The organism is Amycolatopsis mongoliensis, from assembly GCF_030285665.1.
GTDB classification, from domain to species: domain Bacteria; phylum Actinomycetota; class Actinomycetes; order Mycobacteriales; family Pseudonocardiaceae; genus Amycolatopsis; species Amycolatopsis mongoliensis.
Genome location: NZ_CP127295.1, coordinates 4119260 through 4135038, shown reverse-complemented (window position 1 = coordinate 4135038; position 15779 = coordinate 4119260). Strand labels below are relative to the sequence as shown.

Below are 15779 nucleotides of genomic sequence, written 5' to 3'. Positions count from 1 at the left end.
GAAATGAACGGCGCCCAGTCCCTGATCCGCACGCTGGTCGACGCCGGTGTCGAGGTGTGCTTCGCGAACCCCGGCACGTCGGAGATGCACTTCGTCGCCGCGCTCGACACCGTCCCGGAGATGCGGGGCGTGCTCGCGCTGTTCGAGGGCGTCGTCACCGGTGCCGCCGACGGGTACGCGCGGATCGCCGGCAAGCCCGCCGCGACGCTGCTGCACCTCGGCCCCGGTTTGGGCAACGGCCTGGCGAACCTGCACAACGCGCGGCGCGCACACACGCCGATCGTCAACGTCGTCGGCGACCACGCGACCTACCACAAGCAGTACGACGCGCCGCTGGAGTCGGACATCGAGGCCGTCGCCGGCTCGCTGGAAGGCTGGGTACGCCGCTCCGAGCACACCAAGGACGTCGGGGCGGACGCCGCCGCCGCGGTCGCCGCCGCGCAGGACGCGCCCGGCCGCGTCGCGACGCTGATCCTGCCCGCCGACGCTTCGTGGGGCGAAGGCGGCGAGACGTGCGCGCCGGTCCCGCCGCGCGTGCCGCAGGCTGTCGACGCGACCACCGTCAAGAATGTCGCCGCGGTGTTCGGCGGCGACGAGCCGGTGGCGTTGCTCATCGGCGGGATCGCGTGCCGCGAGGAAGGTCTGCGCGCGGCGAGCCGGATCGGCGCCGCGACGGGCGCGAAGGTTTTCGTCGAGACGTTCCCGTCCCGTCTCGAGCGCGGTGCGGGCCTGCCGACGATCGAGCGGCTCGGCTACCTCGCCGAGCAGGTGACGTACCAGCTCGACGGGATCAAGCACCTCGTTGTCGCGGGCACGAAAGCGCCGGTGTCGTTCTTCGCGTACCCGGGCAAGCCGAGCGACCTGGTGCCCGAAGGCGCCCAGGTGCACACGCTTGCGGCCGTCGGCCAGGACGTCACGCGCGCGCTGAACGAGGTCGCGGACCTCGTCGCCGCCGACACCGAGCCGGTGCTGCAGCAGCCGTCCCGGCCCGCGCTGCCGAGCGGTCCGCTGACCCCGCAGAACTGGGTCGACGTCATCGGCGCGCTGCTGCCGGAGAACGCGATCATCGCCGACGAGGCCAACACGTCCGGCCTGCTGCTGCCGACCGCGACAGCCGGCGCTCCGCGCCACGACGTGCTGACACTCACCGGCGGCGCGATCGGCTACGGCATGCCCGTGGCCACCGGCGCAGCAGTGGCGGGACGGGGCCGTCCCGTCCTGAACCTGCAATCGGACGGCAGCGCGCTGTACACGATCTCGGCGCTGTGGACGCAGGCGCGGGAGAACCTGAACGTCACGACCGTGCTGCTCAACAACCGCGCCTACGCGATCCTGCGGATGGAGCTGCAGCGCGTCGGCGCGGCGTCGGGCGGCCCGAAGGCGAACGACCTGCTGGACCTCTCGCGGCCGGACATGGACTTCGTGAAGATCGCGGAGGGCATGGGTGTGCCTGCGACGCGCGCCACGACCGCCGAAGAGCTGGCCGAGCAACTGCAGCGGGCGTTCGCCGAACCGGGTCCGCACCTCATCGACGCCGTGGTGCCGCCACTGCTGTAGCCAACCGGACTATTCTCCCGGCACACCCTCGACCCGGGAGCGGCTGATGAGCGAAGACGAACACGCGAAGCGGGGCATCGACCTCGAAAGACCGAACGCGGCACGCGTGTACGACTACATGATCGGCGGCAAGCTGAACTACGCCGTCGACCGGATGTTCGCCGACCAGATCCTGGGCGTCCTCCCGAACGCACGGCACATGGCGGTGGTCAACCGGGCATGGCTGCGCCGTGCCGCGCGGTTCGCGGCGGAGCAGGGCGTCCGGCAGTTCCTCGACATCGGCTCGGGGATGCCGACGGTCGGGCACGTGCACGAGGTCGTCCAGTCGATCGACCCGGAGTCGCGGGTGGTGTACGTCGACAACGAGCCGATCGCGGTCGCGCACAGCGAGATCGTGCTGGAGGGCAACGACAACGCGGCGATGGTCCAGGCCGACGCCGAGTACCCGGACGAGGTGCTGGAGCATCCGACCACCGAGGCGATGATCGACTTCAGCGAGCCGGTCATGGTGATCATGGCGGCATTCGTGCACTTCATCCCGGACTCGCGGGACCCGGCCGGCCTGATCGCCACCTACCGCGACGTCCTCGCGCCGGGCAGCTACCTCGCGCTGTCGTCGGGAACGTGGGAGGGGCAGGGCGAGGAGACCCAGCGCTCGGTCTCGCTGTACGAGAAGAGCGGTACGCCCCTGACGCTGCGGTCGCCCGACGAGCTGCGGGCGCTGGTGAAGGGGTTCGAGATCCTGCCGCCGGGCGTCGTGTTCACGCCCGAATGGCGGCCGGACGAGCCGCTCGAGGACCCGCCGGAGCAGTCGGGCGGGCTGGCGCTCGTCGCCCGCAAGGACTGACTGTTCTCGCGACACCCGGACGGCGAGGAGCGGAGATGACCGACGAACACGCGAAGCGCGGGATCGACTTCGACAAGCCGAACGCGGCACGCGTGTACGACTACCTGATCGGCGGCCAGCTGAACTACGCCATCGACCGGATGTTCGCCGAGAAGATCCTGGCGGTGCGGCCGGAGTCCCGGGAGCTGGCCCTGCTGAACCGGCGCTGGCTGCGCCGGGCGGTCCGCTTCGGCGCCGAGCAGGGGATCCGCCAGTTCCTGGACATCGGCTCGGGCATGCCGACGGTCGGGCACGTGCACGAGGTCGTCCAGGCGATCGACCCGGCGTCACGGGTGGTCTACGTCGACAACGAGCCGGTCGCCGTCGCGCACAGCGAGATCGTGCTGAAGGACAACGACAACGCGGTGATGGTGCAGGCGGACGCCGAGGTCCCGGCGGACGTCCTGGAGCACCCGACGACCGAGCGGCTGCTGGACTTCAGCCGGCCGGTGATGGTGATCATGGCGGCGTTCATCCACTTCGTCCCGGACTCGCGGGACCCGGCCGGCCTGATCGCCGCCTATCGGGACGTGCTCGCGCCGGGCAGCTACCTGGCGTTGTCGTCGGGCACGTTCGAGGGCCAGGGCGAGGAGGTCCGCCGCGCGGCGGAGATGTACCAGAAGAGCGGCACGGACGTGGTGGCCCGTTCGAAGGACGAGCTGCGGGCGTTGGTGGGTGGTTTCGAGATCGTGCCGCCGGGGATCGTGTTCACGCCCGAGTGGCGGCCGGACGACCCCGCCGAGGTGGGTGATCACCCTGAGCTGGCGAGCCAGCTCGCCCTGGTGGCGCGCAAGAACTGACCCGTGGGCGCGATTCACCGCCGTGCCGGATCCGCTGCTCTGCGTGTCCGGCTATCCTCGCCGTCACACCGGATCCTGGAGCGGCCATGAGTGAAGACGAGTACGCGCGGCGCGGCATCGACCTCGACAAGCCGAACCCCGCGCGCGTGTACGACTACATCCTCGGTGGCCGGCTCAACTACGCGGTCGACCGGATGTTCGCCGACCAGGTGCTGGCCGCCCAGCCGAACGCACGGGAGCGTGCCCAGCTGAACCGGCAGTGGCTGCGCCGGGCCATCCGGTTCGGGATGGACAACGGCATCCGGCAGTTCCTCGACATCGGCTCGGGCATGCCGACCGTCGGGCACGTCCACGAAGTCGCGCACGCGATCGACCCGACCGCGCGCGTCGTCTACGTCGACAACGAGCCCGTCGCCGTGGCACACAGCGAGATCGTGCTGGAAGACAACGAGAACGCGGTGATGGTGCACGCCGACGCCGAGTTCCCGGACGACGTCCTCGAGCACGAGACCACCGAGATGATGCTCGACCTCGACCAGCCGGTGATGGTCGTGATGGCGCTGTTCGTGCACTTCATCCCGGACGAGCGCGACCCGGCCCGGCTGATCGCCGCCTACCGCGACGCGCTCGCGCCGGGCAGCTACCTGGCGATGTCGTCGGCCACCCCCGAGCAACAGAGCGACGGCACCGCCCGCGCGGTCGCGATGTACCAGAAGAGCGCCAACCCGGTGACGCCCCGCACGGCCGACGAGCTGCGCGCCCTCGTGGACGGCTTCGAGATCCTCGACCCGGGCATCGTCTTCATCCCGGAGTGGCGCCCCGAAGAGGCCGTGCCGGCGAACCCGGCCGAGTGCGGCGGCCTGGCCCTGGTGGCGCGCAAGAACTAGGCGACGCCGACCAGCTCCGGCGCCACCCGCGTCTTCGGCACCAGCGCCGCCAGCAGCACGCCCGCCAGCGCGGCGAACGCCGCCACGGCGAACGTCGCCCGGAAGCCGAACAGGGACGGCACGCTCAGGCCGCCCACGCTGATCGTCAGCTGGGCCAGCATCGCCGCCATCACCGCGCTCGAAATCGCCGTGCCGACCGAGCGCATCAGGGAGTTCAGGCCGTTCGCGGACGCCGTTTCGGTGACCGGCACCGAGCCCATGATCAAGGCCGGCATCGCCGCGTAGGCGATCCCGACGCCGGCGCCGATGATCACCGACGCCGTGATCAGCTCGAGCGCGTTGTCCATCAGCACGATCGCGAACAGGTACCCGACGGCGATCACGAGCGCGCCGCTCATCAGCGTCGGGCGGGGGCCGAACCGGGCGATGAGCCGCGCCGAAACCGGCGAGAGCAGCATCATCACCAGGCCGTTCGGGGCCAGCGTGAGACCGGATTCGACCATCGTCTGGCCCAGCCCGTAGCCGGTCGACGCCGGGGCCTGAAGCAGCTGCGGGAACGACAACGCCATGGCGTACAGCGCGAAGCCGACCATGATCGACGCCAGGTTCGTGAACAGCACCGGGCGGCGGGCGGACACCCGCAGGTCGACCAGCGGGTCACGCCGTCGCAGCTGGTAGGCACCCCAGCCGGCCAGGACGACGACGGCCGCCGCGGCCAGCCCGAGTGTCGGCAGGCTCGTCCAGCCCCAGGTGGCGCCCTTGACGACCGGCAGCAGCAGGCAGAGCAGGCCGGCCGCGAGCCCGAACGCGCCGAAGAAGTCGAACGGCGCGGGTGTGCGCAGCGGCGACTCCGGCACGACGGTCAGGATCAGCGTCGCGCAGGCGAGCCCGAGCGCGGCGGCCATCCAGAAGAGGACGTGCCAGTCGGCGTTCTCGGCGACGACGGCCGCGACCGGCAGCCCGATCGCGCCGCCCACCCCGAGCGTCGCGCTCATCAGCGAGATCGCGCCGCCGATGCGTTCGGGCGGGAGCTCGTCGCGCATGATGCTGATGCCGAGCGGGATGACGCCCATCGCGCAGCCCTGCAGCCCGCGGCCGAGGATTTGGAACGCGAGCGCGCTCGTCGTCGCTGACACGACCGAGCCGGCGATGAGCAGCGCGAGGCTGACCAGAATCATCCGCCGCTTGCCGTAGAGGTCGCCGAGCCGGCCACTGACCGGGGTGATGACGGACGCCGCCAGCAGCGTCACGGTGACGACCCAGGAGGCGTCGGCGGCCGGGGCGTTCAGCAGCCGCGGGAACACCGGGATGAGCGGCACGACCAGCGTCTGCATGAACGACGCGACCAGCCCGCACGAAGCGAGCACCACGATGATCGCGCGACCGGACCGCCCGGGACGGGACACCAGCACACCCCCGGTGTGTAGTTAGTACGCATCATGCAACTTGATGCACTGTACCCACCGGATGGCTGGTTTCGGACCGATCGGGGATTCGTCACAGCCAGGTGCGGACCCCGCCGTGGCCGGAGCAGGTGCCGGAGCGGTGCTGGCTGTAGCTGTAGGAGCCGTCCTTGCAGATCGCAGTCGCACCGGACGGGTTGTCGCTGGGGCGGTGGACGCAGTTGCCGTCCGAGTTGCGGTAGTAGTCGGCTCCGCATTCGGCGGGCTTCGCCGCGGCCTGCGTGGTGGTCCGGGCCGCCTTGGGCTTCGCCGCGGTCGTCTTCGGCGCCTGCGGGGTGGTCGTGACGACCGGCGCTTCGGAAGTCGTGGGTGGCGTTTCGGTCGTGACCGGAACGGAATACGCGGGCGTCGAATACGTCGATACCGGCGTTTCGAGAAGGCCGACGTTCCCGGCGTCCTTCGGCGGCACCGCGCCGGTGCCACAGCCCGCGACCAGCAGGCCCGCGGCCAGGATCCACCCCAGTTTCTTGTTCACCGAGACTCCTTAGCAACACGAATCAATGCCGCCTGGTCGGTGCGCCGAAAGCCTTTGTTACAAACGAAATTCCGTCCGCGAGCAGCGATTACGCTGTGAGCAAATCCCGTCCTGCACCTGGTCCGCTACGCCTTCGGCCAGGCCTACCTCTGGCAGGACGACGACGGCCTGAGCATGGTCGACGCCGGGATCGCCGGGTCCGCGCCCGACACCGACGCCGCGATCCGCGCCATCGGGCGTGATCCCGGGGAGCTGCGCCGGGTCGTCCTGACGCACTTCCACGCCGACCACGCCGGGGGTGCCGCTGAACTCCGTGGCCGCGGCGTCGAGATCATCGCCCACCGCGCCGACGCCCCGGTCATCCGCGGCGAGCAGCCGCCCGCGCCACCGGTCCTGCTCGACTGGGAACGCCCGCTCTTCGACCAGAACAGCCCGCAGGCGGGCGGGCTGACCGGGCCGCCCGTGCGCCGTCGACCGCGAGGTCGGCGACGGCGACATCGTGGGCTTCGGCGGCGGAGCGACCATCCTCGCGATCCCCGGCCACACCGACGGCAGCATCGCCGTCCACCTGCCGGAACACGGCGTCCTCTTCACCGGCGACGCGGTCGCGCAGATCGACGGCAAGGCCGTGCCCGGCGTCTTCAACACCGACCGCGAGAAGCTGCTCGCATCCTTCCGCCGGCTGGCCGCGCTCGACGTCGAGATCGCGTGCTTCGGCCACACCGACCCGTTCACCCACGACGCCGGGAAGAAACTGCGCGCGGCCGCCTAGACTCGGCGTATGGCCTGGTTACGGCGTTGGGCGCCCGAACTGACGATCACCGTCGCGGTGCTCGTCGGGTCACTGTTCGCCGTGCTCAACGACGGGGCGAAGCCCGCCCATCACGCCGCCCTCGGCTGGGTCCTCACCGTCCTCGGCTGCGCCGCGGTCTTCTTCCGCCGGAAGTACCCGCTGAGCGTCGCCGGGTTCACGCTTCTCTGCTGCGCCCTCTACTACCCGCTCACCGATCCTGACGGCCTCGTCCTGCTGGCCTTCGCCTACACCCTCTACAACGCCGCCGCGGCCGGACGGATCCGCGGGGCCGCGCTGCTCGTCGTCGTCGCGATGGCGGGTGTCGCCGCCGGGGAAGTCGCCTCGCGGACCGGCCGGCACGTCGACAACTTCGCGTTCTTCCTGATGACCGGCTGGTTCGTCGCGCTCGTCGCCGGGGGCGCCGTCGCGCACTACCGCGCCGAGGCCGAGCGCACCAAGGAGGCCGAGGCCCGGGCGCGCGCCACCGACGAGCGCCTGCGCATCGCCCGCGAGCTGCACGACGTCCTCGGCCACCACCTCGCGCTGATCAACGTCCAGGCCGGCGCCGCGCTGCACCGCCGTGACCCCGCGCAGGCCGAGGAGGCCCTCGGCACCATCAAGGACGCCAGCAGGACCGCACTCCAGGAGTTGCGCGCGACGCTCGGCACGCTCCGCCAGGCTGACCAGCCGAGCCTGTCCCGGGTCGCGGAGCTGGCCGAGTCGGCCGGCGCGTCCGGGCTGACCGTGCGCACCGAGATCGACGGCGTCGCCCGGGACCTGCCGCCGGACGTCGAGCACGCCGCGTTCCGCGTGGTGCAGGAGGCGCTGACGAACATCGCCAAGCACGCCGCCGCGAAGACCGTCGTCGTCCGGCTCGGCTACGGCGCCGACGCGCTGTCCGTGCAGGTCGACGACGACGGCCGCGGCGGCGACGCCCCGCCGGGCACCGGGATCCGCGGCATGGCCGAACGCGCGCGGGCGCTCGGCGGGGAACTGACCGCGGCGCCGCGCGAAGGCGGCGGCTACCGGGTGCGCGCCCGGCTGCCGGTGCGATGATGGGCCGATGATCCGGGTCCTGCTCGTCGACGACCAGCGGCTGGTCCGCGCCGGTTTCCGGTCCATTTTGGACGGCGAGGCCGACATCGACGTCGTCGCGGAGGCCGCCGACGGCCGCGAAGCCCTGCAGGCCGCGCACGACCACCACCCGGACGTCGTGCTGATGGACATCCGGATGCCGGTGCTCGACGGCCTCGCCGCGACCCGGCACCTCCTCGAAGACCCGGCGCTCGGAGGCACGAAGGTCGTCATCCTCACGACGTTCGACCTCGACGAAGACGTCTACGGCGCCCTGCGCGCGGGCGCGAGCGGGTTCCTGGTCAAGGATACCGAGCCCGAAGAGCTGATCCACGCCGTGCGCGTGGTCGCCCGCGGCGACGCGCTGCTGGCGCCGTCGATCACCCGGCGGCTGATCTCGGAGTTCGCCTCGCGTGTCACGCGCCCGGGCCCGGCTCCGGCGCTGGACCGGCTCACCGACCGCGAGCGCGAGGTGCTTTCCCTGGTCGCGGCGGGCCTGTCGAACGACGAGATCGCGCGCGAGCTGACGCTCAGCCCCGCGACGGCGAAGACGCACGTCAGCCGCATCATGACCAAGACCGGCATGCACGACCGGGCGCAGCTCGTCGTCCTCGCCTACGAGTCCGGCGCGGTGACGCCGCGGTGGCTCACCCCCTAGCCGTACTCCCCGGGGTGTACGGGAAACGCCTTAAGGGACCCCGCCGGGAGCACGCGAAGTGTCCTCCCGTGCGCGACGCGGAGTAGCGCCGCTCTCGCGAATCCTTGTCCCCCATGGACACCATCACTCGCACCACCGGGGGACGGCTGGCGCACCTGGCCGGCTGGGCGCAGCGCCACCGGTGGCTCGCCGTCGCACTCTGGGCGCTGGTCCTCATCGGCGTCACGTTCACCTCCCGCCTCACCGGGAGCGCGTTCCACGACGACAACTCGCTGCCCGGCACGGAGTCCCAGCAGGTGGTCGACCTGCTGAAGACGACCGCGCAGTCCGGCGCGAGCGCGCAGATCGTCTTCAAGGCCGACGGCGGGCTTACCCCCCAGCGTGCCGCGGTCGAAAACACTCTGGGAAATGTCCGATTGCAGCCGCACGTGCGGTCGGTGACCAGCCCGTTCGACAGCCCGGCGACACTGTCGCGGGACGGCCGGATCGGCTACGCCACCGTGGCCTTCGACGCCGCGTCGACCGACCTTCCCTACGACGACATCGTGAAGTTCGTCGACACCGCGAAGCAGGCAGGGCCCCTCGAGGTCGCGCTCGCCGGCGATCCGGTGAAGCGCGTCTCCGATGGCGGCGGTCCCGCCGAAGGCGTCGGGCTGCTGGCCGCGCTGGTCATCCTCGTGTTCCTGTTCCGTTCGCTGCTCGCGGCCGGGCTGCCGGTGATCACCGCGGTGTTCGCCGTCGGCAGCACGCTGGATGTGATCACGGTCGTCTCGCGCTACGTCGGCATCGCGAGCTACACCTCGCCGCTGATGATGCTGGTCGGGTTCGGCGTCGGCGTCGACTACGCGTTGCTGATCTTCTCCCGCTACCGAAGTGAGATCCTCGCCGGCCACGACCGCGACGCGGCCGCCCGGCGGGCGCTGGACACCGCCGGTCGTTCGGTGCTGTTCGCCGGGACGACGGTGATCATCGCCTTGCTCGGCCTGCTCGCACTCGGGCTGGGTGGGCTGCGCGGGGTGGCGCTGGCCGTCGCGCTCACCGTCCTGATGACCATGCTCGCGTCGGTGACGCTGCTGCCCGCCCTGCTGTCGCTGTTCGGCAAGCGGCTCGACCGCGGCATCCGCCGCCACGCCGCGAAACGCGACCACGGCAGGATGTGGCGACGGCTCGCCGACGGCGTCCAGCGCCGCCCGGTGGTGCCGCTCGCGATCGGGCTGGCCCTCCTCATCGGGCTGTCCATCCCCGCCGCGGGCATGCGGCTCGGGTTCGCCGACGCGGGCATGCGGCTCGGGTTCGCCGACGCGGGCACCGACCCGGCCGGGTCGACGACGCGGCAGGCCTACGACCTCATGGCCGAAGGCTTCGGGCCGGGCTTCAACGGGCCGCTCGCGGTCGTGACCGAAGACGGCGACCCCGTCGCGCTGCAGCAACGGCTCGCGTCGACGCCGGGGATCGCCCGCGCGCTGCCGCCGATGGGCCCGACCGTGCTCGTCTTCCCGACGACGTCACCCCAGGACGCGGCGACGGCCGAGCTGGTGACGCACCTGCGGACCGACGTCCTGCCGGTACTTCCCGGCCACTACCTGGTCGGCGGCTCGGTGGCGGCCGCGACGGACTTCGCCGACGCCGTCGCGGGCCGGCTGCCGCTGTTCGTGCTGGTCGTCGTCGGACTGTCCGCGTTGCTGCTGATGGCCGTGTTCCGGTCGATCCTGATCCCGCTCAAGGCGGCGCTGCTGAACCTGCTGAGCATCGGCGCCTCGCTCGGCGTGATGACGCTCGTGTTCGGCGACGGCCGGCTCGGCGCGCAACCCGGCCCGATCGAGGCGTTCGTGCCGGTGATGATCTTCGCGATCGTGTTCGGGCTGTCGATGGACTACGAGGTGTTCCTGGTGTCGCGCATGCACGAGGAGTGGCGGCGCACCGGCGACGCGCGGCTCGCGGTACGCGAAGGCCTCGCTTCGACCGGCCGCGTGATCACCGCGGCCGGCGCGATCATGGTGCTGGTGTTCGGCGCGTTCCTCCTCGACCCGTCGCGGATGCTCGCGCAGTTCGGCCTCGGCCTGGCGGTGGCGGTACTGCTGGACGCACTGGTGATCCGCTGCCTGCTCGTCCCGGCGATCATGCGGCTGCTCGGAGAACGGGCGTGGTGGCTGCCGCGGTGGCTGGACCGCCGCCTGCCGCACCTCGCGCTGGAGCCCTAACTCCCCCAGGTGGTCGGTGTCTCCGACAGGCGGAAGTCCAGGCTGCCGCCGTGCAGGAAGGAGGCATCGACCTTCCAGTCGCGTTGCAGCCTGGTCCCGCGGCGGACGTCCTGGACGTACTTCCCGCTGCCCGACGTCGTGATCCGGATCGGCGCGCCGCCCTCCGGCCGGATCACGGCCCCCGGGAACAGCGGGCTCGACAGCAGCAGTTCGCCCGAGCCCGGCGTCCGCGGGTAGATGCCGAGCGCGGCGAAGACGTACCAGGCGGACATCGTGCCGAGGTCGTCGTTGCCGGGCAGCCCGGACGGCCCGGTCGTGTAGACGGAGTTCACCAGCTGCCGCACGGTTTCCTGCGTCTTCCACGGCTGCCCGAGCTCGTTGTACAGCCACGGCGCGTGGATGTCGGGCTCGTTGGTCGGGTCGTACTTGAGCGGCCCGCCGCCCTTGAGCTGCCAGTTCCCGTTGGCGTCGTGGAAGAAGCCGTCGAGGCGGGTGACCGCGGCCGTCTTGCCGCCCATCGCGTCGGCGAGGCCGGAGACGTCCTGCGGGACCATCCAGGTGTAGGCGGCCGCGCTGCCCTGGGCGAACCCGCGGTCGCTCGCCGGGTCGAACGGTGTCACCCAGCTGCCGTCGACGTTGCGGGCCTGCGTGTAGCCGGTGGCCGGGTTGAAGACGTTCCGCCAGTACGAACCCCGGGCTTGCAGCTCCGCAGCCTCGCGAGTGCGGCCGAGCAGCTCTGCGAAATGTCCGATTGCAGAGTCGGCGACGGCGTCTTCGAGCGTCTCGGCGGCGCCGCCCCAGCAGTGGCAGACGTCGTTGGGCGCGTAGTGGGACGTCAGGTACTGCGCGAGATTGGGCCGCTGGCCGACGCACTGGCCGGGACAGCCACCGTCCTGCAGACCCTCGGGGCGCGGAACCGTCGCCTGCTTGTACAGCGAGTCGAACGCGCCGCGGTAGTCGAAGTTGCGCACGCCCATGGCGTAGAACGTCGCGATCGTCGCCGCCGACGGGTCGCCGGTCATGACGTGCGTCGCGCCGTTGACGTGCACCCAGCGGTCCCAGACGCCGTCGTTCTGCTTCGCGTAGTTGTAGAGCGACTGCGCGAAGTTCCCGGCGACGCGCGGTTCGAGCAGCGCCAGCAGCTGGATCTGCGCGCGGTACTGGTCCCAGCCGGAGAAGTTGGAGTACTGCGCGTCCTGCCCGCGTTCGACGCGGTGCGGCTTTTGATCCATCCCGAGGTACTGGCCGTCGACGTCGCTGACGAGGTTCGGCTGCTGCAGGCTGTGGTAGAGCGCGGTGGTGAAGACGATGCGCTGGCCGGCGGTGCCACCTTGGACGCCGATCCGGTTCAGCTCGGTGTTCCAGGCTTTCCTGGTCTTCTGAGCGATCCCGTCCACGGTGGACTTGCTCGGTTGCTCCGCGCGCAGGTTGCGTTCGGCGCCTTCGAGGGAGACGTAGGAGATTCCGAGCCGCATGGTGACCTTGCTGCCCGGTGCGAAGGTGACGTAGCCGCCGGAGCCGCGTCCGGCGCGGTCCTTGCCGGTCGCGTAACCCTCGCCGCCGGTCTGGTCGGTGCCGCCGGGCTGGAGCGTCGCGTCCTTCCACGTACCGGTGCCGGTGACGGGCTGGTCGAACTGCGCGGTGAAGTACAGGCGGTAGTAGGACTTGCGGTTGTTGACCCCGCCGTTCGCGCGGCGGCCGCAGAACGCACCGGTGAGCACGGACCCGGTGACGCGCCGGTTCGCCGCGTCGATGTGGGTCTCGGCGTCCTCGCTGCCGTTGAGGGAGTTCGACGTCCGGAAGAGCAGGCTGGCGGGCTTGCCCTGCGGATAGGTCAGCGTGCCGATCGCGGTCCGCTCGGTGGCCGCGAAGTCGGTCGTCACGGCGTTGGACAGGCCGAGACGGTACCGTCCCGGCGTCGCGGCTTCGTCGGCGTGGCTGAAGTTGCTCGCGTAGACGGCGTCGGTGGTGTCGGCGGTCGGCGAGGAGGTGACGTCCCCGGCGAAGGGCAGGATCGGCACGTCCCCCGCGGCGCCCGGGTTGCAGCCGGCGCCGTTGACGTGGGTGAGGGCGAAGCCGCGGATCCGGGTGGTGTCGTACTGGTAGCCGTTGGCGGCGCCGGTCGAGGTCTGGTCGCCGCGGGTGCTGGTCGGGCTCCAGGCGAGCATCCCGAAGGGCGCAGTGGCCCCGGGGTAGGTGTTGCCGTCCCCGGCCGAGCCGATCAGCGGATCGACGAAGTCGACGGGGCTCAGGTCGGCGGCGGCTGACATCGTTGTCAGCGCGGAGGCGAACAGGGCGGCGGCCAGTGCCACCGTGACGGGACGGCGCATGGGCGGACCGTAGCCGAGTCCGGCGTCGATGAGGCCAACGGAAGGCGACAAGTCACTGTCATCGCCGATCTTGTCCGGTCCTTGACCGGTGTACGGTCGAGCACCCGGCGATGGGAGGGCACCGATGATCGCACGGACCTGGCGCGGTTGGGCGCCCGCCGAGACGGCCGACGACTACCAGCGGCACTACGAGACCGAAGTGGCGCGGCACCTGCGGAACGTACCCGGCTTCCAGGGCGCCCGGTTGCTGCGCCGAGCAGACGGCACCGAGGTCGAGTTCACCTCGATCACGTTCTTCACCGACCTCGACGCCGTACGCGGCTTCGCCGGTGAGAGCTACGAACACGCCGTGCTCGAAGACGACGCGCGGCGAGCGCTGAGCCACTGGGACGACCACGTGAGCCACGCGGAAGTCGCCGTCTCGCTGTGAAACGCCGTGAAGGGCACCTCGTCCATGACGGGTGCCCTTCACGGCTCACGGCTTACTCGTAGATCTCACCCTTGGCGGCCTTCTCGACCAGCGAAGCGGGCGGCTCGAAGTGGTCGCCGTACCGAGCGGCCAGCTCACGCGCCCGGTCCACGAAGCCCTGCAGGCCACCCTCGTACTGGTTGATGTACTGGATGACGCCACCGGTCCACGCGGGGAAGCCGATGCCGAAGATCGAGCCGATGTTGGCGTCCGCCACCGACGTCAGCACGCCCTCGTCGAAGCACTTGACCGTCTCGAGCGCCTCGGCGAAGAGCATCCGCTCCTTGAGGTCCTCGAACGGCACCTCCGCCGAGCCCGACTTGAACGCGTCACGCAGGCCCGGCCACAGGCCGACACGCTTGCCCTCGTCGTCGTACTCGTAGAAGCCCGCGCCCGTCGAGCGGCCCTTGCGGTCGTACTCGTCCAGCATCCGGTCGATGACGGCCTCGGACGCGTGCGCCTTCCACGTGCCGCCCGCGGCCTCGATCGCCTCGCGGGTCTCCTTGCGGATCTTGCGCGGCAGGGTCAGCGTCAGCTCGTCCATCAGCTGCAGCGGCGGCGCCGGGTAGCCGGCCTGCGATCCCGCCTGCTCGATCGACGCCGGCTCGACACCCTCGCCCAGCGCGGCGACGGCCTCGTTGATGAACGTGCCGATGACGCGCGAGGTGAAGAAGCCGCGGCTGTCGTTGACGACGATCGGGGTCTTCTTGATCTGCAGCGTGTAGTCGAAGACCTTCGCCAGCGTCGCCGGCGACGTCTTCTCGCCGCAGATGATCTCGACCAGCGGCATCTTGTCCACCGGCGAGAAGAAGTGGATCCCGATGAAGTCCTCGGTCCGCTGCACGCCCTCGGCGAGCGTGGTGATCGGCAGCGTCGAGGTGTTGGAGCCCAGCACCGCGTCGGCGTTGACGATGCTCTCGATCTCGCCGAACACCTTGTGCTTCAGCTCGACGCTCTCGAACACGGCCTCGATGACGAAGTCGACGCCCGCGAAGTCGGCCGGGTCACCGGTCGGCTTGATCTTCGCCAGCAGCGCGTCCGACTTCTCCTGCGTGGTCTTGCCCCGCGAGAGGGCCTTCTGCTCCAGCTTCTCCGCGTAGCCCTTGCCCTTCTCGGCCGCCTCGAGCGAGACGTCCTTGAGGACGACGTCGATGCCCGCCTTCGCGGACACGTACGCGATCGCGGCGCCCATCATCCCGGCGCCGAGCACGCCGACCTTCTTGGCGGTGTACTTCTCGAAGCCGTCCGGCCGCGAGCCGCCCGAGTTGATCGTCTGCAGGTCGAAGAAGAACGCCTTCGTCATGTTCTTCGAGACCTGGCCGGTGGCGAGGTGGATGAAGTAGCGCGTCTCGATCTGGATCGCGGTGTCGAAGTCGACCTGCGCGCCCTCGATCGCAGCGGCCAGGATCGCCCGCGGCGCCGGCATGTTCGCGCCCTTGATCTGCTTGCGCAGGTTCGCCGGGAACGCCGGGAGGTTGGCCGCGAAGCTCGGGTTCGACGGGGTGCCGCCCGGGATCTTGTAGCCCTTGACGTCCCACGGCTGGACGCCGCCTTCGGGGTTCGCCTTGATCCACGCCTTCGCGGCGGGGACGAGCTCCTCGACCGTGCCGACGAGCTCGTGCACGAGACCGAGCTCGAGCGCCTTGGCCGGGCGGTGGCGCTGGCCCTGCAGCAGGACGTTCAGCAGCGCGCTCTGGATACCCAGCAATCGGACAGTGCGCACGACACCGCCGCCGCCGGGCAGCAGGCCCAGCGTCACCTCGGGCAGGCCGATCTGGCTGCCCTTGACGTCGGCGGCGATGCGGTGGTGCGTCGCCAGCGCGATCTCCAGGCCACCGCCGAGCGCGGCGCCGTTGATCGCCGCGACGACCGGCTTGCCGAGCTGCTCGATGCGGCGCATCTGCCCCTTCATCAGGGCGCTGCCCTCGGTCAGCTCGACCGCGTGCTCGGGCTTGGCCTGGATGAGGTCGTTCAGGTCGCCGCCGGCGAAGAACGTCTTCTTGGCGGAAGTGATGACGACGCCGGTGATGCTGTCCTTCTCCGCCTCGAGGCGGTCGACGGTCACGCCGAGCGACTCGCGGAAGTCGGCGTTCATGGTGTTCGCCGACTGCTTCGAGTCGTCGAGGGTCAGGGTGACGATGCCGTCTTCGTCCTGCTCCCAGCGGATGGTCTTGCTCTCGGCCATT

13 protein-coding genes and 1 pseudogene are annotated in these 15779 nt (G+C 70.8%); 10 read left to right on the top strand and 4 right to left on the bottom strand.

Going from position 1 to position 15779, the window contains the following annotated elements; genetic code table 11:
- Positions 1 to 3 precede the first annotated feature (3 nt).
- The 4 genes from QRX60_RS20120 to QRX60_RS20105 all read left to right on the top strand — a co-directional run bounded on the left by QRX60_RS20120 (position 4) and on the right by QRX60_RS20105 (position 4130).
- Positions 4 to 1557: an acetolactate synthase large subunit gene (locus tag QRX60_RS20120; protein ID WP_286003651.1), complete on the top strand. Its 1554-nt coding sequence runs from the start codon at positions 4 to 6 to the stop codon at positions 1555 to 1557.
- A 46-nt stretch (positions 1558 to 1603) separates the two neighbouring features.
- Positions 1604 to 2404 carry an SAM-dependent methyltransferase gene (locus QRX60_RS20115; RefSeq protein ID WP_286002300.1) on the top strand — a complete coding sequence of 267 codons (801 nt, stop codon included), beginning with the start codon at positions 1604 to 1606 and terminating at the stop codon, positions 2402 to 2404.
- Between the two features lie 35 nt (positions 2405 to 2439).
- Entirely contained in the window at positions 2440 to 3243 is an 804-nt protein-coding gene (locus QRX60_RS20110) for an SAM-dependent methyltransferase (RefSeq protein WP_286002299.1), read from the top strand.
- A gap of 86 nt (positions 3244 to 3329) precedes the next feature.
- Complete coding sequence (locus QRX60_RS20105) at positions 3330 to 4130, top strand: SAM-dependent methyltransferase (protein WP_286002298.1); 801 nt, start codon at positions 3330 to 3332, stop codon at positions 4128 to 4130.
- On the opposite strand, the gene QRX60_RS20100 is transcribed toward QRX60_RS20105, so the two are convergent.
- Both QRX60_RS20100 and QRX60_RS20095 read right to left on the bottom strand, forming a co-directional pair.
- A complete protein-coding gene (locus QRX60_RS20100) occupies positions 4127 to 5542 on the bottom strand; it encodes an MFS transporter (RefSeq protein ID WP_286002297.1) in 1416 nt (471 codons plus the stop codon). The genes QRX60_RS20105 and QRX60_RS20100 overlap by 4 nt on opposite strands.
- A gap of 85 nt (positions 5543 to 5627) precedes the next feature.
- Entirely contained in the window at positions 5628 to 6068 is a 441-nt protein-coding gene (locus QRX60_RS20095) for a DUF3761 domain-containing protein (RefSeq protein ID WP_286002296.1), read from the bottom strand.
- A 174-nt stretch (positions 6069 to 6242) separates the two neighbouring features.
- Here QRX60_RS20095 and QRX60_RS20090 point away from each other — a divergent pair.
- The 5 genes and pseudogenes from QRX60_RS20090 to QRX60_RS20070 all read left to right on the top strand — a co-directional run.
- A pseudogene (locus QRX60_RS20090) lies at positions 6243 to 6356 on the top strand (MBL fold metallo-hydrolase); the annotation flags it as partial.
- A 211-nt stretch (positions 6357 to 6567) separates the two neighbouring features.
- Entirely contained in the window at positions 6568 to 6840 is a 273-nt protein-coding gene (locus tag QRX60_RS20085) for an MBL fold metallo-hydrolase (protein WP_286002295.1), read from the top strand.
- 9 nt (positions 6841 to 6849) lie between these two features.
- The gene (locus QRX60_RS20080) at positions 6850 to 7917 is read left to right on the top strand and encodes a sensor histidine kinase (RefSeq protein WP_286002294.1); all 1068 of its coding nucleotides are present in this window, start codon (positions 6850 to 6852) and stop codon (positions 7915 to 7917) included.
- A gap of 7 nt (positions 7918 to 7924) precedes the next feature.
- On the top strand, positions 7925 to 8593 hold the full coding sequence (locus QRX60_RS20075) for a response regulator (RefSeq protein ID WP_286002293.1): 669 nt from the start codon (positions 7925 to 7927) through the stop codon (positions 8591 to 8593).
- Positions 8594 to 8706: 113 nt separating this feature from the next.
- On the top strand, positions 8707 to 10794 hold the full coding sequence (locus QRX60_RS20070; RefSeq protein ID WP_286002292.1) for an MMPL family transporter: 2088 nt from the start codon (positions 8707 to 8709) through the stop codon (positions 10792 to 10794).
- Here QRX60_RS20070 and QRX60_RS20065 read toward each other — a convergent pair.
- Positions 10791 to 13124, bottom strand: a complete 2334-nt coding sequence (locus QRX60_RS20065) for a GH92 family glycosyl hydrolase (protein WP_286002291.1) — start codon at positions 13122 to 13124, stop codon at positions 10791 to 10793. The genes QRX60_RS20070 and QRX60_RS20065 overlap by 4 nt on opposite strands.
- Positions 13125 to 13248: 124 nt before the next feature.
- Here QRX60_RS20065 and QRX60_RS20060 point away from each other — a divergent pair, with 124 nt between their 5' ends.
- Entirely contained in the window at positions 13249 to 13554 is a 306-nt protein-coding gene (locus QRX60_RS20060; RefSeq protein WP_286002290.1) for an antibiotic biosynthesis monooxygenase family protein, read from the top strand.
- A 52-nt stretch (positions 13555 to 13606) separates the two neighbouring features.
- On the opposite strand, the gene QRX60_RS20055 is transcribed toward QRX60_RS20060, so the two are convergent.
- Positions 13607 to 15778, bottom strand: a complete 2172-nt coding sequence (locus QRX60_RS20055) for a 3-hydroxyacyl-CoA dehydrogenase NAD-binding domain-containing protein (protein ID WP_286002289.1) — start codon at positions 15776 to 15778, stop codon at positions 13607 to 13609.
- Position 15779 lies beyond the last annotated feature (1 nt).

What these genes read in the sequence shown, in the direction of transcription:
- QRX60_RS20120 (WP_286003651.1), top strand. Translation starts at nt 4, where the DNA reads ATGAACGGCGCCCAGTCCCTGATCCGCACGCTGGTCGACGCCGGTGTC.
- QRX60_RS20115 (WP_286002300.1), top strand. Translation starts at nt 1,604, where the DNA reads ATGAGCGAAGACGAACACGCGAAGCGGGGCATCGACCTCGAAAGACCG.
- QRX60_RS20110 (WP_286002299.1), top strand. Translation starts at nt 2,440, where the DNA reads ATGACCGACGAACACGCGAAGCGCGGGATCGACTTCGACAAGCCGAAC.
- QRX60_RS20105 (WP_286002298.1), top strand. Translation starts at nt 3,330, where the DNA reads ATGAGTGAAGACGAGTACGCGCGGCGCGGCATCGACCTCGACAAGCCG.
- QRX60_RS20080 (WP_286002294.1), top strand. Translation starts at nt 6,850, where the DNA reads ATGGCCTGGTTACGGCGTTGGGCGCCCGAACTGACGATCACCGTCGCG.
- QRX60_RS20075 (WP_286002293.1), top strand. Translation starts at nt 7,925, where the DNA reads ATGATCCGGGTCCTGCTCGTCGACGACCAGCGGCTGGTCCGCGCCGGT.
- QRX60_RS20070 (WP_286002292.1), top strand. Translation starts at nt 8,707, where the DNA reads ATGGACACCATCACTCGCACCACCGGGGGACGGCTGGCGCACCTGGCC.
- QRX60_RS20065 (WP_286002291.1), bottom strand. Translation starts at nt 13,124, where the DNA reads ATGCGCCGTCCCGTCACGGTGGCACTGGCCGCCGCCCTGTTCGCCTCC.
- QRX60_RS20060 (WP_286002290.1), top strand. Translation starts at nt 13,249, where the DNA reads ATGATCGCACGGACCTGGCGCGGTTGGGCGCCCGCCGAGACGGCCGAC.
- QRX60_RS20055 (WP_286002289.1), bottom strand. Translation starts at nt 15,778, where the DNA reads ATGGCCGAGAGCAAGACCATCCGCTGGGAGCAGGACGAAGACGGCATC.